The sequence below is a fragment of the Microbacterium sp. ZXT2-5 genome, assembly GCF_055329545.1.
Genome location: NZ_JBUZWD010000001.1, coordinates 2,890,768 through 2,903,985 on the forward strand (window position 1 = coordinate 2,890,768; position 13,218 = coordinate 2,903,985).

At 72.1% G+C, this 13,218-nt stretch carries 14 protein-coding genes and 1 tRNA gene; 8 read left to right on the top strand and 7 right to left on the bottom strand.

The window, feature by feature from the left end:
* The first annotated feature begins 15 nt into the window (after positions 1-15).
* Positions 16-873 carry a 16S rRNA (adenine(1518)-N(6)/adenine(1519)-N(6))-dimethyltransferase RsmA gene (rsmA, locus tag ACZBH1_RS12890; protein ID WP_378881538.1) on the top strand — a complete coding sequence of 286 codons (858 nt, stop codon included), beginning with the start codon at positions 16-18 and terminating at the stop codon, positions 871-873.
* Positions 874-993: 120 nt separating this feature from the next.
* Complete coding sequence (locus ACZBH1_RS12895; RefSeq protein ID WP_463646579.1) at positions 994-1,914, top strand: phosphodiesterase; 921 nt, start codon at positions 994-996, stop codon at positions 1,912-1,914.
* On the opposite strand, the gene ACZBH1_RS12900 is transcribed toward ACZBH1_RS12895, so the two are convergent.
* Positions 1,862-3,448, bottom strand: a complete 1,587-nt coding sequence (locus ACZBH1_RS12900) for a stealth conserved region 3 domain-containing protein (RefSeq protein WP_463646580.1) — start codon at positions 3,446-3,448, stop codon at positions 1,862-1,864. The genes ACZBH1_RS12895 and ACZBH1_RS12900 overlap by 53 nt on opposite strands.
* Before the next feature lie 183 nt (positions 3,449-3,631).
* Here ACZBH1_RS12900 and ACZBH1_RS12905 point away from each other — a divergent pair, with 183 nt between their 5' ends.
* The 3 genes from ACZBH1_RS12905 to ACZBH1_RS12915 are packed head-to-tail and all read left to right on the top strand — an operon-like array spanning position 3,632 to position 7,050.
* A complete protein-coding gene (locus ACZBH1_RS12905) occupies positions 3,632-4,699 on the top strand; it encodes an aldo/keto reductase (RefSeq protein WP_463646581.1) in 1,068 nt (355 codons plus the stop codon).
* Positions 4,696-5,622, top strand: coding sequence for a 4-(cytidine 5'-diphospho)-2-C-methyl-D-erythritol kinase (locus ACZBH1_RS12910; protein WP_463646582.1), 927 nt, complete (start codon positions 4,696-4,698; stop codon positions 5,620-5,622). The genes ACZBH1_RS12905 and ACZBH1_RS12910 overlap by 4 nt, the downstream gene beginning before the upstream one ends.
* A gap of 48 nt (positions 5,623-5,670) precedes the next feature.
* Positions 5,671-7,050: a GNAT family N-acetyltransferase gene (locus ACZBH1_RS12915; RefSeq protein WP_463646583.1), complete on the top strand. Its 1,380-nt coding sequence runs from the start codon at positions 5,671-5,673 to the stop codon at positions 7,048-7,050.
* Positions 7,051-7,057: 7 nt separating this feature from the next.
* Here ACZBH1_RS12915 and ACZBH1_RS12920 read toward each other — a convergent pair whose 3' ends face one another.
* The 5 genes from ACZBH1_RS12920 to ACZBH1_RS12940 are packed head-to-tail and all read right to left on the bottom strand — an operon-like array spanning position 7,058 to position 10,333.
* Positions 7,058-7,414: a rhodanese-like domain-containing protein gene (locus tag ACZBH1_RS12920; RefSeq protein WP_463646584.1), complete on the bottom strand. Its 357-nt coding sequence runs from the start codon at positions 7,412-7,414 to the stop codon at positions 7,058-7,060.
* Between the two features lie 57 nt (positions 7,415-7,471).
* On the bottom strand, positions 7,472-8,251 hold the full coding sequence (locus tag ACZBH1_RS12925) for a sulfite exporter TauE/SafE family protein (protein WP_463646585.1): 780 nt from the start codon (positions 8,249-8,251) through the stop codon (positions 7,472-7,474).
* Positions 8,252-8,291: 40 nt separating this feature from the next.
* The gene (locus tag ACZBH1_RS12930) at positions 8,292-9,734 is read right to left on the bottom strand and encodes an MBL fold metallo-hydrolase (protein ID WP_463646586.1); all 1,443 of its coding nucleotides are present in this window, start codon (positions 9,732-9,734) and stop codon (positions 8,292-8,294) included.
* 21 nt (positions 9,735-9,755) lie between these two features.
* Positions 9,756-10,136 (bottom strand): thioredoxin, encoded by a 381-nt coding sequence (gene trxA / locus ACZBH1_RS12935; RefSeq protein ID WP_336396484.1) that lies wholly within the window; start codon positions 10,134-10,136, stop codon positions 9,756-9,758.
* 11 nt (positions 10,137-10,147) lie between these two features.
* Positions 10,148-10,333, bottom strand: a complete 186-nt coding sequence (locus ACZBH1_RS12940; protein WP_336396483.1) for a DUF8730 family Cys-rich protein — start codon at positions 10,331-10,333, stop codon at positions 10,148-10,150.
* A 104-nt stretch (positions 10,334-10,437) separates the two neighbouring features.
* On the opposite strand from ACZBH1_RS12940, the gene ACZBH1_RS12945 reads away from it, so the two are divergent.
* Both ACZBH1_RS12945 and ACZBH1_RS12950 read left to right on the top strand, forming a co-directional pair.
* On the top strand, positions 10,438-10,722 hold the full coding sequence (locus ACZBH1_RS12945; RefSeq protein ID WP_378881520.1) for a metal-sensitive transcriptional regulator: 285 nt from the start codon (positions 10,438-10,440) through the stop codon (positions 10,720-10,722).
* 10 nt (positions 10,723-10,732) lie between these two features.
* The gene (locus ACZBH1_RS12950) at positions 10,733-12,532 is read left to right on the top strand and encodes an ABC-F family ATP-binding cassette domain-containing protein (RefSeq protein ID WP_378881517.1); all 1,800 of its coding nucleotides are present in this window, start codon (positions 10,733-10,735) and stop codon (positions 12,530-12,532) included.
* A gap of 11 nt (positions 12,533-12,543) precedes the next feature.
* Here the strand turns inward: ACZBH1_RS12950 and ACZBH1_RS12955 are convergent, their stop codons facing one another.
* Complete coding sequence (locus ACZBH1_RS12955) at positions 12,544-13,047, bottom strand: MarR family winged helix-turn-helix transcriptional regulator (RefSeq protein WP_336396480.1); 504 nt, start codon at positions 13,045-13,047, stop codon at positions 12,544-12,546.
* Between the two features lie 99 nt (positions 13,048-13,146).
* Here ACZBH1_RS12955 and ACZBH1_RS12960 point away from each other — a divergent pair.
* Positions 13,147-13,218, top strand: a tRNA-Gln gene (locus ACZBH1_RS12960).

The window sequence follows — 13,218 nt, forward strand, 5'->3', positions numbered from 1 at the left end:
GGCTACAGTGAGTGCATGCCCGTGACACTGCTCGGTGCGGCCGAGATCCGCTCGCTGGCCGCAGAACTCGACGTCACGCCGACGAAGAAGCTCGGGCAGAACTTCGTGGTCGACGCGAACACCGTGCGCAAGATCGTGGCCGTCGCCCAGGTCTCAGCGGGCGACCGCGTGGTGGAGGTGGGGCCCGGTCTCGGGTCGCTGACCCTCGCCATCCTCGAGGCCGGGGCATCGGTCACCGCCGTCGAGATCGACCACCGTCTGGCCGAGCGGCTGCCGGCCACGGCGGCAGCCCACGGCGTCGATCACGGCGCGCTCACCGTGGTGGACGCCGACGCGCTGCGCGTCACGGCGCTGCCCGGCGACCCGGCGGTGCTGGTGGCGAACCTGCCCTACAACGTCAGCGTGCCGGTGCTCCTGCATTTCCTCGAGACGTTCCCTGGCCTCGAACGGGGCGTGGTGATGGTGCAGGCCGAGGTCGGCGAGCGCCTGGCCGCGGCGCCGGGTTCGAAGGTGTACGGCGCGCCGAGCGTCAAGGCGGCGTGGTACGGACCGTGGCGACTGGCCGGCACGGTGTCGCGGCAGGTGTTCTGGCCGGTGCCCAACGTCGACTCCGTGCTGGTGGGCTTCCGCCGCGATCCCGAGCCGCGCGGCGACGAGGCGCTGCGGCGCCGCACCTTCGGCATCGTCGACGCCGCGTTCCAGCAGCGGCGCAAGATGCTGCGCCAGGCGCTGTCGCAGGTGCTCGGCGGATCATCCACCGCGGCATCCGCCGTCCTCGAGTCCGCGGGCGTGGCGCCGACGGCGCGCGGCGAGGACCTCTCCGTCGACGACTACGTGCGGATCGCCCGCGCGGCGGAGCCGCTGGAAAGGTGATATTCAGCGGATCTTCACCGCGTCGTCGGAGACCTTTCGAAACAAGCCGGTAACATTCCGAGCGTCCGCCGTCCGGTTACACTGGCAGATCGCCATCCGGCGGACCGGAGTGAACCCGACATGCGCACCGCCGAGTACCCGGCCCCCGAACGCATCCTGCTGCACCTGAGCGACACCCACCTCCGGGATGCCGCCACCCCGCGCCTCTTCGACGCCGTCGACGGCGCCGAGCGCCTGGCGCAGACCATCGACGCCATTGAGGCGAGCGGAATCCTGCCCGACGCGATCGTCGTCACCGGCGATCTCGCCGACCTCGGCGAGCCGGGCGCCTACGCCGTTCTGAGGGCGCTCGTCGAGCCCTTCGCCGCGCGCCTCGGCGCGCGCGTGCTGTGGGTGATGGGCAACCACGACGACCGCGGCGCCTTCCGTGCGGGCCTCCTCGACGAGGCATCCGCCGCCCTCCCGGTGGACCGGGTCGACGAGCTCGACGGCCTCCGGGTCGTCACGCTCGACACGACCGTGCCCGGCCACCACCACGGTGAGGTGAGCGACGAGCAGCTGGAGTGGCTCCGCGACGTGCTGGCCACGCCTGCGCCGCTGGGCTCGATCCTCGCGATGCACCACCCGCCGGTGCCGAGCGTCCTGCCCCTGGCGGCCAGCGTCGAGCTGCGGGATCAGCGCCGGCTCGCCGACGTGCTGCGCGCCACCGACGTGCGCGGGATCATCGCCGGCCACCTGCACTACTCCACCTTCGCGACGTTCGCCGGCATCCCGGTCTCGGTCGCCTCATCGACCTGCTACGCGCAGGACCTCACCGTGCCGGTCGGCGGCACGCGGCCTCAGGACGGCGCGCAGGCGTTCAACATCGTGCACGTCTACGACGACACGGTGGTGCACTCGGTCGTGCCGGTCGACGCGCCGCGCACGCTCGAGCACATCGACGCGGCGGAGGCCGCCCGCCGGCTCGCGTCCGCCGGCGTGGCGCCCGTCATCGCCGAGCGGAGGGATGCGCCGACCGAGCCGATTCCCGTGCTGCGCTGAGCTCGTCGCGCTCCCACGGGGCGCGCACCGGGAAAAGGCGCTCCAGCGCGTCGCGGATCGCCCGTACGCGGATCTCCTCCGGCACCTCGACCTCGCCGCCGTCGTTGAGGCAGAACATGTCGGCGTCGGCGCGCTCGGTGAGCCGCTGCATCCGGCGCAATCCGGACGCGACCGTCGTCTGCACGTAACGCACCCGCGGGGCGCGCGTCGAGATCGCCCGGCCCGTGAGCAGCGCGTAGTAGTGGTAGAGGCTGTTGGTCACCGAGATGTCGGTGGCGGAGCGGAAGCGGGATGCCGCGGTCCGCGCGAAGTCCTCGGGGAAGGCCGCCTCGAGCTCGGCCATGACGCTCTTGCGCAGCGGGGCGGCGCAGTGCTCCAGGTCGCGGACGATCGTGCGGCCGAACCGTTCGCGCAGGAGCGCGCGGTTCACCCGCAGACCGTTGTCGTGGCCGCTGCGGTGCGGCGCCGGGGCACCGGCCCCGATGCGCACCTCGCACTCGACGAACTTCGTGACGCCGCCGGGCGTGAAGAACAGCTCGGGCTCGACGGGGCGGCCGAAGAACATGTCGTCGTTGGAGTAGAGGAAGTGCTCGGCGAGGCCGGGGATGCGATGCAGCTGCGCCTCGATCGCGTGCGAGTTGTGCGTCGGCAGCACCGACGGGTCGGCGAAGAACTCCTCGCTGCGCACGATCGTCACCTTGGGGTGGTCGAGCAGCCACGACGGGGCGGGGGAGTCGGTGGCGATGAAGATGCGACGGACCCACGGTGCGTACATGTGGACGCTGCGCAGGGCGTACCGCAGCTCGTCGACGTGCCGGTAGCGGGCGGGGCCGTCGTCGCCGTCGCCGACCACGTACTCGGCCATCTGGGCGGCGCGCTGCCGCTGGAACTCGCTGGTCGAGCCGTCGACCCACGAGAAGACGATGTCGATGTCGTCGACTACCTCCAGCGGCTGCGGATCGAACATCCCCGCGACGGATCGCCACGGGCGCCCGTGCCGCTCGACGGTCTCGTACGCGATGTCGTCCGTAGCCGTGACGCGGCGCGTCAGCGCGTTGTCGCGCGGCGCGTCGACGGTGTCGGCGCCGAAGCGCCAGAACTCCAGGTGCACGCCCCACGCCGCGCCGTAGCGATGCCCGCCCGAGCTCGTCAGCCGCGGGCGGTACACCCGCACGACGGAGGGGGCGTCCGAGAGCGCGGGCGCGTCGCACGCCAGCACCGGGGCCCGGCCCTTCGCCTTCAGGTACAGCGGCTCCCGCTCGCACACGGCCGCGAGGGCCGCCTGCGCGGCCTCGCGTCGGCTGACATCGACCACGAGCGCGGGAAGCCTGCGGTCATGACGGATGAGGAGCACATCGATGCCCGCCTCCTCGAGCACGGAGGCGACCAGGAGCAGATCGGCCTCGCGCGCCTGGTGCGGGGCGAGGTCGTCGTGCACGAGATGGAGGACTCCGCGATCGACGACCACGTCAGGACGCTCGATGAGCGCGGTCGACGGGTCGGTGGCACGGGGCAGCGCAGACAGCACGGTCATGCAGTCCTCCTTCTGGGGCGAGGCGAGGCGGGGTGGTGGCGCGCGGCGGGGCTCACGCCTGGTGACGCCACCATAAAGAGGTTCCGTTACGCGGACGTTTCGGGCCAGGCCCTTGACACGCTGTCCGAGGGTGTGCGTGCCCGAACCCCTGCACGTCGCCGCCGACGTCGCTAGCCTGGACCGGTGACCGAAGACGCGCGCTACCTGTCCCGTGGAGGAGACCTCCACCGCCCCTACACCGCCGACGCCGACCGCTACGCGGGGTCATCCTACCGCCGTGTCGGGACGTCGGGACTCACGCTGCCGCCGGTCTCGCTGGGGCTGTGGTGGAACTTCGGCGACAACATCCCGTTCGACGACCAGCGCGCGCTGCTGCGTCACGCGTTCGACCGGGGCATCACCCATTTCGACCTCGCGAACAACTACGGCCCGCCCTACGGCACGGCCGAGACGAACTTCGGCCGGATGATGCGGGAGGACTTCGCCCCGTACCGGGACGAGCTCATCATCTCGTCGAAGGCGGGCTACGACATGTGGCACGGCCCGTACGGCAACGGCGGGTCGCGGAAGTACATCATCGCCAGCGCCGAGCAGTCCCTGAAGCGGATGAGCATCGACTACGTCGACATCTTCTACTCCCACCGCGTCGACCCGGACGTGCCGATCGAGGAGACCGTCGGAGCCCTCGACACCCTCGTGCGGCAGGGCAAGGCGCTCTACGTCGGCATCTCGTCGTACAGCGCCGAGCGCACGGCGGTGGCGGCATCCGTCGCCCGGTCGCTCGGCACTCCGCTGGTGATCCACCAGCCCGCGTACTCGATCCTCAACCGCTGGGTCGAGGACGGCCTGACGGGCGTGCTGAAGAAGGAGGGCATGGGGGCGATCGCCTTCACGCCGCTGGCGCAGGGCCTGCTCACCGACAAGTACCTCGCCGGCGGCACCGCCGACCGCGCCCAGCAGCGGGCCTCGCTTCCCGGCGGCCCGCTCAGCGACAAGGGCCTGTCGACGCTGCGCTCGCTCGACGTCATCGCGAAGGAGCGAGGGCAGTCCCTGGCGCAGATGGCGATCCAGTGGGTGCTCCGCGATCCGGTGGTCGCCTCGGCGCTCATCGGTGCGTCGCGTCCCGCGCAGCTCGACGAGAACCTCAAGGCGCTCGACGGTCCCGCCTTCACGATGGAGGAGGAGGAGCGCATCGACGCCCTGTCGGACGGGATCGACGTGGACCTCTGGGCGGAATCGGCGAACCGGTGAGCCAGGCCCTCGCCGCCGACGGCGTCAGGGTTCGGGCGCCGGGAAAGCTGAACCTCTTCTTCGAGGTCGGCGGCGTGCAGTCCGACGGCTACCACGATGTGGCGTCGGCATATCAGGCGGTTTCGCTGTACGAAGACGTGTGGGCGACGCCCAGCGACGATTTCACGGTCGCCGTCACGGGGACGGTCGACGTCTCGGGCGTGCCCGCCGACGACCGCAACCTCGCGGTGCGTGCCGCGAGGCTCGTCGCGCAGCGGATCGGCCACACGGGCGGCGCGCATCTCGACATCGTCAAGCACGTGCCGGTCGCCGGCGGCATGGGCGGAGGATCCGCGGATGCCGCGGCCGCCCTCGTCGCGTGCGATGCGCTGTGGGGCGCCGAGCTCGGCACGGCCGAGCTGCTCAAGCTCGCGTCGCGCCTGGGGGCCGATGTGCCCTTCGCGCTGCTGGGCGGCACGGCGATCGGCACCGGCAGGGGCGACCAGCTGAGCCCCGCCCTGGCGAAGGGACGATTCGACTGGGTGGTGGTCCCCTCGGACGCCGGGCTGTCGACGCCCGAGGTGTACGCGCACCTCGACGAGCTGCGGGATCGCCCCGACATCGCCGCCGGCGCCCGGGTGCCCGCCGTCGACCCGGGCGTGCTGCAGGCCCTGCGCGCGGGCGACCCCGTCGCGCTGGCCGAGCACACCCGCAACGACCTGCAGATCGCCGCGCTCTCGCTGCGCCCCGAGCTGCGCGAGGTGCTGGAGCTCGGCGAGCAGTCCGGCGCTCTGAGCGGGATGGTCTCGGGATCGGGGCCGACGCTCGCCTTCCTCGCCGTCGACCCGGAGGCGGCGCTCGAGGTCCAGATCACGCTGTCGGCTGCGGGGTACGAGGCGCTGCACGTGCACGGTCCCGTCGCCGGAGCCCGCGTGCTGCCGTAGCACGCCGCATCGACTCAGGCCGCGCCCCGCGGCAGACACGGAGGATCCATGAACGAGCCCGACGCCCACGCCCCTGCCGGCGAGTCCGACCGCGCGGCCTTCCGCGCCGGCGACGTCGACGCCCGGTCCCGCGAGAGCCTCGCCCGCACCGGTCTGGACTATCGCCGCGTCGCCGTCGACGGCGACGGGTATGCGCCCTGGCTGCAGTCGGTCGCGCGCGGCTTCCAGGACGGCGAGCGCAGCGACGAGCAGATCGCCGCTGCGCGCGAGCGCAGCGGATACCGCAGGCTCACCGGCGTCTTCGACGGCGCGGGACCCGCGCCCGAGACCCCGGTGGCGACCATCGCGTCGTGGATCGGCGAGCTCACGGTGCCCGGTGGCGGCGTCATCCGGTCGTGCGCGATCTCCGCCGTCACGGTGGCGCCGACGCACCGCCGGCGCGGCGTGGCGCGCGCGATGCTCGAGGGCGAGCTGCGCGCAGCCCGGGACGCCGGCGTGCCCATGGCGATGCTCACCGTGAGCGAGTCGACCCTGTACGGACGCTACGGCTTCGGGCCGGCGGCGGCGGGGGCCTCGTGGCGCATCGAGACCAGGCGCGCGGGGTGGGTGGGTCCTCGGCCCGACGGGCGCATCGACTTCATCAGCCGCGAGCGGGTGCGCGAGCTGCTGCCGATGCTGCACGAGCGCGTCCGCCGGCGGACCGCGGGCGAGATCGACGTGCCCGGAGGTCACTGGGACGGCTTCGCCGGTACGAACCCCACGGCCGAGAAGGCCGGGGACAGGCGCGCGGTGCAGTACGCCGATGCCGACGGCGAGGTCCGCGGCGCGGCGGTGTACACGGTGCGCGAGAACCACGACGACTTCACGAAGGCGACCGTGGAGGTCCGCTACCTGCTGGCCGAGACGGATGCCGCCTATGCCGCGCTGTGGCGGTTCCTGCTCGAGCTCGATCTGGTGGCCGAGGTGCACGCGGCGGAGCTTTCGGCGGACGAGCCGCTGCTGTGGATGATCGCCGACCAGCGCGCTGCGAAGGTGACGGTGCGCGACCACCAGTACGTGCGGATCATCGATGTGGTCACCGCGCTGGAGGCGCGCCGGTACGGTGCCGCGGGGCGTGTCGTGCTCGACGTCTCCGATCCGCTGGACCTCGCCGGCGGGCGCTGGCTGCTCGAGGTGGACGAGGCCGGCGCGGGCCGCGTCCGGCGCCTCGCGGACGACGAGGAGCCGGACGCGCCGGTGGTCGAGCTGGGCATCGCCGAGCTGTCGGCGACCTACCTCGGCGGCGTCTCGCTCGCGACGCTCGCCGCGGCCGGCCGGGTGCGTGTGACGGATGCCTCGCACGAGGGCCCCGACGGCACCGGGCCGATCGCCGCGGCGACGCGCCTGCTGTCCTGGCACACGACGCCGCGCCTCAGCTTCTGGTACTGATCGCCGGTCAGCCCACGACGGGGAGCTGCGTCGACTGCGCGGCCTGGTCGAGTGAGCCGAGGTCGGTCACATCGGTGAACCCGGCGTCCTGCATGAGCCGGACGGCCTGGGCGGAGCGGTTGCCCGACCGGCAGTAGACGAGGTACTCCGCGTCCTGCTCGAGCGTCGCGAGGGCCGCGGACAGCTCTCCCGAGGTGACGTCGAGATTCTCCGCTCCGTCGAGGTGGCCCGCCGCGTACTCCTGCGCCGTGCGCACGTCGATGATGATCGCCTCATCGCCGACGTCGACGGGCGACCCGGCGCAGCCGGTGAGGGTCAGCGCGAGCGCCGCGGCGCCCAGGATGATCGCGGGGAAGCGGGACATGGTGTTCTCCTTGTGATGCGGGGGAATGGGGGAGGGGGAAGGGGGTGGGTCCTGCCGTCAGCCGGGCGCGAGCGCCAGCAGCCGGGGAAGCTCCTGGGAGAGCACGAATGCACCCATGGCGAGGACGAAGACGCCGAAGCCCGTCCGCAGCGCGCGCTCGGGGAGTCGTCCGGCGAGGGCGCTGCCGACGAAGGATCCGGCGACGGCGGTGCCGGTGAAGGCGAGGACGACGGGCCAGTTCAGCTGCACCGCGAAGAGGTAGCCGGCCAGGCCCGCGTACGACTTCATCGCGATGATGAGCAGCGACGTGCCGATGGCGATCGCGATGGGCAGCCCGCCCAGCAGCGTCAGCGCCGGGACGATGAGGAACCCGCCGCCGGCGCCGACGAGGCCGGTGGCGATGCCCACCAGGAATCCGTCGAGCAGGATGCGGCCCACCGGGCGCTCCGGGGCCGTCTCGGGGGTGGCCCCGCGGCGGCCGCGGATCATGGCGACGGCCGTGGCGATCATCATCGCCGCGAACAGCACCATCAGGACCGCTCCCGGCAGGAGACCCCCGACGAGGCCGCCCGCGAACGCCCCGGCCATGCCGGCGGCGCCGAAGAGGAGTCCGGTCCGCCACCGCACCCTGCCCGCCCGGGCGTGGGTGATGACGCTCACGGCGCTCGTCGTCCCGACGATGAACAGCGATGACGCGATCGCCTCGCGCGGCGGCATCCCGAGCACGTAGGTGAGGATCGGCACGGTGAGGATCGAGCCGCCGCCGCCGAGGAGGCCGAGCAGGACGCCGACGACCACTGCGAGCAGCAGCCCTGCGACGAGGTGACTGGGGTCCATGGCGGATCTCCGGGTGGTGCCGGGCTGCGCGCAGGGCGCGCTATGCCGCGAGCGTGGTGTCGGACGCGGTCTCGTCGGTCACCGGCACATTGCCCGGGACGGCCAGCCAGCCCAGGTACGACCCGTCGAGCTCGACGACGTCGAACCCGCCGCGGCGCAGGGCGCTGGCCGTGACGCTGTTGCGCACGCCGCTCTGGCAGTACGTGACGATCGTGCCTGACCCCGCGAGCCGGGCCCGCTCCCACAGGGCGCGCCCGCCGCTGAGCTGCTGCGCGCCGGGCAGGTGCCCCGCCGCGTACTCCGTCCTGTTGCGCACGTCCAGCAGGAGCGAGTGCGGGAATTCGCCGAGGGCGTCCGGCGCCACCGTGGCGGGCGTGACGAGGTCGAGGCCCGCGAGAGACGTCGCGAAGCCGGCGACCGCGTCGATCCCGACGCGGACCAGATGATCGCGCAGCTCGTCGGCGTGTTCGCGGTCCTCCGCCAGGACGACCAGCGGACGGCTCTCGCGCTCGGGGTCGTACACCCACGCGCCGTAGGTGGCGGCCTTCGCCGCACCCGGGATGTTGAGCGAACGGGCGACCGTCCCCTCGTGCACCTGGCGGTGGTGGCGGGTGTCGACGAAGATCACCTCATCGGCGGACAGCGCCGCCCGCAGGCGGTCGGGTGCGTATTCGACCAGCGGGGGCCGAGGCCCGAGGACGGCGGGGCCGCTCTTGTTCTGCGCCTTCATCCGTGCGAAGTACGCGTGGGCGTCGGGCTGGCCGCTGAGCAGCTCGTCGACGAAGCCCTGCTCGTCGTCGTCGCGGAGATAGCGGCTCCACCACGCGAAGGCGCGCTCGTAGCCCACGGTCGACGTCGGCACCGCGCCGAGCGCCTTGCCGCACGCGCTTCCCGAGCCGTGCGCGGGGAGCACCTGCACGTAGTCGGGCAGTGTGAGGAACTTGTCGCGCAGACTCGCGAAGAGGTCCCGGGCTCCGGAAAAGCGCGTGTCGACGCCGCCCGCCGCTTCGTCCAGCAGATCGGGACGCCCGATGTCGCCGACGAACACGAAGTCGCCGGTGAGCATGAAGCCGGGGGCGTCGGCATGGGCGCCGTCGGTGACGAGGAATGACAGGTGCTCGGGGGTGTGGCCCGGGGTGTGCACCGCCGTGACGGTGATGTTGCCGATCCGGATCTCGTGACCGTCCTTCATCCTCACCGCGTCGGCGAACCCGCTGCCGTACGTCCAGTCGGGCCCGCCCTCGTCGGAGACGTGCATCGTCGCGCCGGTCCTGGCGGCGAGCTCGCGCGTGCCGGACAGGTAGTCCGCGTGGATGTGGGTCTCGGTCACCGCGGTGATCTTCATCCCGTTCTTGCGGGCGATCTCGAGATAGACCTCGACGTCGCGGCGCGGGTCGACGACGATCGCCACGCCCTGGGCCTGGCATCCGATCACGTAGCTCGCCTGAGCGAGGTCCTCGTCGTAGATGTGCTCGAGCAGCATGTCGCGTCTCCGTCGTCTGGCTCAGGCGGCGTCCGCGCCGCGGGCTTCGTGTGCGGCGATCTGTCGCCGGACGTCGTCCATGTCGAGGGCGCGGGCGCCCGCGACGAGCTGCTCGAGCTGAGGCGCGGCGAGGGCGCCCGGCTGCGAGAAGACGAGGATGCCGTCGCGGAAGACCATCAGGGTGGGGATGGAGGTGATCCGCATCGCCGCGGCGAGCTGTTGCTCGGCCTCGGTGTCGACCTTCGCGAACACGATGTCGGGGTGCCGGGCGGCGGCCTGCTCGAACACCGGCGCGAACGCCCGGCAGGGGCCGCACCACGCGGCCCAGAAGTCGACGAGGACGATGCCCTCGCCGGTCACGGTGGTCTCGAAGTCGGCGGCGGTGAGTGCTGTCGTGGTCATGGGGTCCGGTCCTATCGGCTGAAGAGGCGTGCGAAGAATCCGCCGCTCGTCGCGGTGGCGGCGTCGCGCTGTGCTGCGGTGTGGTTGCCGTCGCACCACTGCGACGCCGGCACGGTCCGCTTCACGGACTGCACATGCTGTCCGCATCCGGCCCACGTCGTCTTCCCGCAGATGCGGCATGTCGTTGCTCGGCACATGGATCCCACTCGCTTCCGTTGATTGGATGAATACCCCGGGGGGTATCTCCAAACTATACCCCACGGGGTATTATCGATGTCAAATCCGATCGGAAGGACCCGCCATGACGGACGCCACTGGGGCCATCTCGGCCTACGACCCCGAGGCTCAGCGCAAGATCGCCAACCGGCTGCGACGGGCGCACGGCCAGCTCGCCGCCGTCATCGCGGCGGTGGAGGGCGACGCGCACTGCCGCGACGTCGTCCAGCAGCTCTCGGCCGTCTCCAAAGCCATCGACCGGGCGGGCTTCCTCGTCATCTCGACAGCGCTGAAGGGGTGTCTGTCGGACCCCGACGCCGACGGCCCGCAGCCCGACGAGCTGGAGAAGCTGTTCCTCTCCCTCGCCTAGCCTGTAAGGGATGGCACATCTTCTGGGGGCCGAGGCCCTGCACCTGGAGTTCCCGACCAAGGTCGTCTTCGACCGCGTGTCGCTGGGCATCGACGAGGGCGACCGCATCGGCGTCGTCGGACGCAACGGCGACGGCAAGTCGAGCCTGCTGGCGATGCTCGCCGGCCGCCTCGAACCCGACGGCGGACGCGTCACCGTGCGCGGGGGCGTGCGGGTCGGGGTTCTCGACCAGGCCGACGTCCTCGACGAGGCGCTCACGGTGCGTCAGGCGGTCGTCGGCGACCGGCCGGATCATGAGTGGGCCGGCGACGCACGCGCGCGCGACGTCATCGCCGGACTCCTCGGCGACCTCGCGTGGGACGGGCCCGTCGCCGGGCTCTCCGGCGGCCAGCGGAGGCGCGTCTCACTCGCCGCCCTCCTCGTGGGCGACCACGACGTGCTGTTCCTCGACGAGCCGACGAACCACCTCGACGTCGAGGCGATCGCGTGGCTCGCCGACCACGTCAAGCGGCGCTGGCCCGCCAACCAGGGCGGACTGCTCGTCGTGACGCACGACCGGTGGTTCCTCGACGAGGTGTGCACGACGACCTGGGAGGTGCACGACCGCATCGTCGAGCCGTTCGAGGGCGGCTACGCGGCATACATCCTGCAGCGGGTCGAGCGGGACCGCCAGGCTGCCGTCATCGAGCAGCGGCGCCAGAACCTCGCACGCAAGGAGCTGGCGTGGCTGCGCCGCGGTGCGCCCGCGCGCACGTCGAAGCCGAAGTTCCGCATCGACGCCGCGAACGTGCTCATCGCCGACGTCCCCGAGATCCGCGACGCCACCGAGCTGCGCTCCCTCGCCGTCTCGCGGCTGGGGAAGGACGTCGTCGACCTTCTCGACGCGGGCGTCTCCTACGCCGGGCGTGAGGTGCTGCGGCCCGTCGAGTGGCGCATCGCGCCGGGCGAGCGCACCGGCATCCTCGGCGTCAACGGCGCCGGCAAGTCGACGCTCCTCGGCCTGGTGTCCGGCGACGTCCAGCCGACGACGGGCCGCGTCAAGCGGGGGAAGACCGTCAAGGTCGCGACGCTGACCCAGCGTCTCGACGAGCTCGAGGAGCACCTCGACGATCCCGTGCGGGTCGTCATCGCGGGCCTGCGCACCACGTACACGTTCGGCAGCGGATCCAAGGCGCAGGAGCTGACGCCCGGACAGCTCCTCGAGCGCATGGGCTTCCTGAACGCGCAGCTCTCGACGCCGGTAAAGGACCTCTCCGGCGGGCAGAAGCGGCGGCTGCAGCTGCTGCTCATCCTCCTCGAGCAGCCCAATGTCCTCATCCTCGACGAGCCCACGAACGACCTCGACACCGACATGCTGGCCGCTATCGAGGACCTCCTCGACTCGTGGCCGGGGACGCTCCTGGTCGTCTCGCACGACCGTTACTTCCTCGAGCGCGTCACCGACCAGCAGTACGCGATCCTCGGCGGTCGCCTGCGTCACCTTCCCGGTGGCGTCGAGGAGTACCTGCGGCTGCGCGAGCGGGAGCGCGGGGCGTCGCCGGCGACCGAGAAGGCGACGGATGCCGCGCCCGCGGCGTCCCCCTCGCTGTCGGGGCAGGGGCTGCGGGCGGCGCAGAAGGAGGTCGCCGCGCTGGAGCGGCGGCTGGAGAAGCTCGAGTCGCAGATCGATGCGGCACGCACGGCGCTCGCCGACCACGACCAGTCGGACTACGTCGGCCTCGGCGCGGAGATGACGCGCATCGGCGAGCTCGAGAAGGAGCGGGACGGCGTCGAGGAGCGCTGGTTCGAGCTCACGGAGCAGATCGGCTGAGCGCCGGCCGCTCAGTCCGCGCTGTCGAACCCGAGGCTCAGCTTTCGCAGCAGCGCGGCCAGGCGGTCCCTGTCGGCGCGGGAGAGGCTCTCCAGCAGGAGCGCCTCGGCGTCGACGAGCCGTGTGATCGCGGCATCCACCCGGATCCTGCCCTCGTCGGTCAGCGTCACCAGCACGCTGCGGCCGTCGTCGGGGTCGGCCTCGCGCCGCACGAGGCGGCGGCCGACCAGCCGGTCGATGCGATTGGTCATGGTGCCGCTGGAGACGAGGGTCTGCTGCAGCAGCTGCTTCGGGCTGAGCTGGAACGGCTCGCCGGCGCGGCGCAGGGCCGACAGAACGTCCCATTCCCATGGCTCGAGCTCGCTGCGCCGGAAGGCATCGCGGCGTGCGCGGTCGAGATGACGTGACAGCCGGTCGACGCGCGACAGCACGCCCAGCGGCGAGAAGTCGAGGTCGGGTCGCTGGGTGATCCACGCTTCGACGATGCGGTCCACCTCGTCGCTCTGCGCCGTCATGCCTTCATTATCGCGGGGCGCCGCGGCAGGTACCGCCATCGACAGGCTCAGTGACCGGTGGGCGGTCTGGCAGACTTGACGAGGCCGCGCGAGCGGCGGTCCGCCGTGGTGTAGTGGCAGCACGACAGCCTTTGGAGCTGTGAGGTCCAGGTTCGAGTCCTGGCGGCGGAG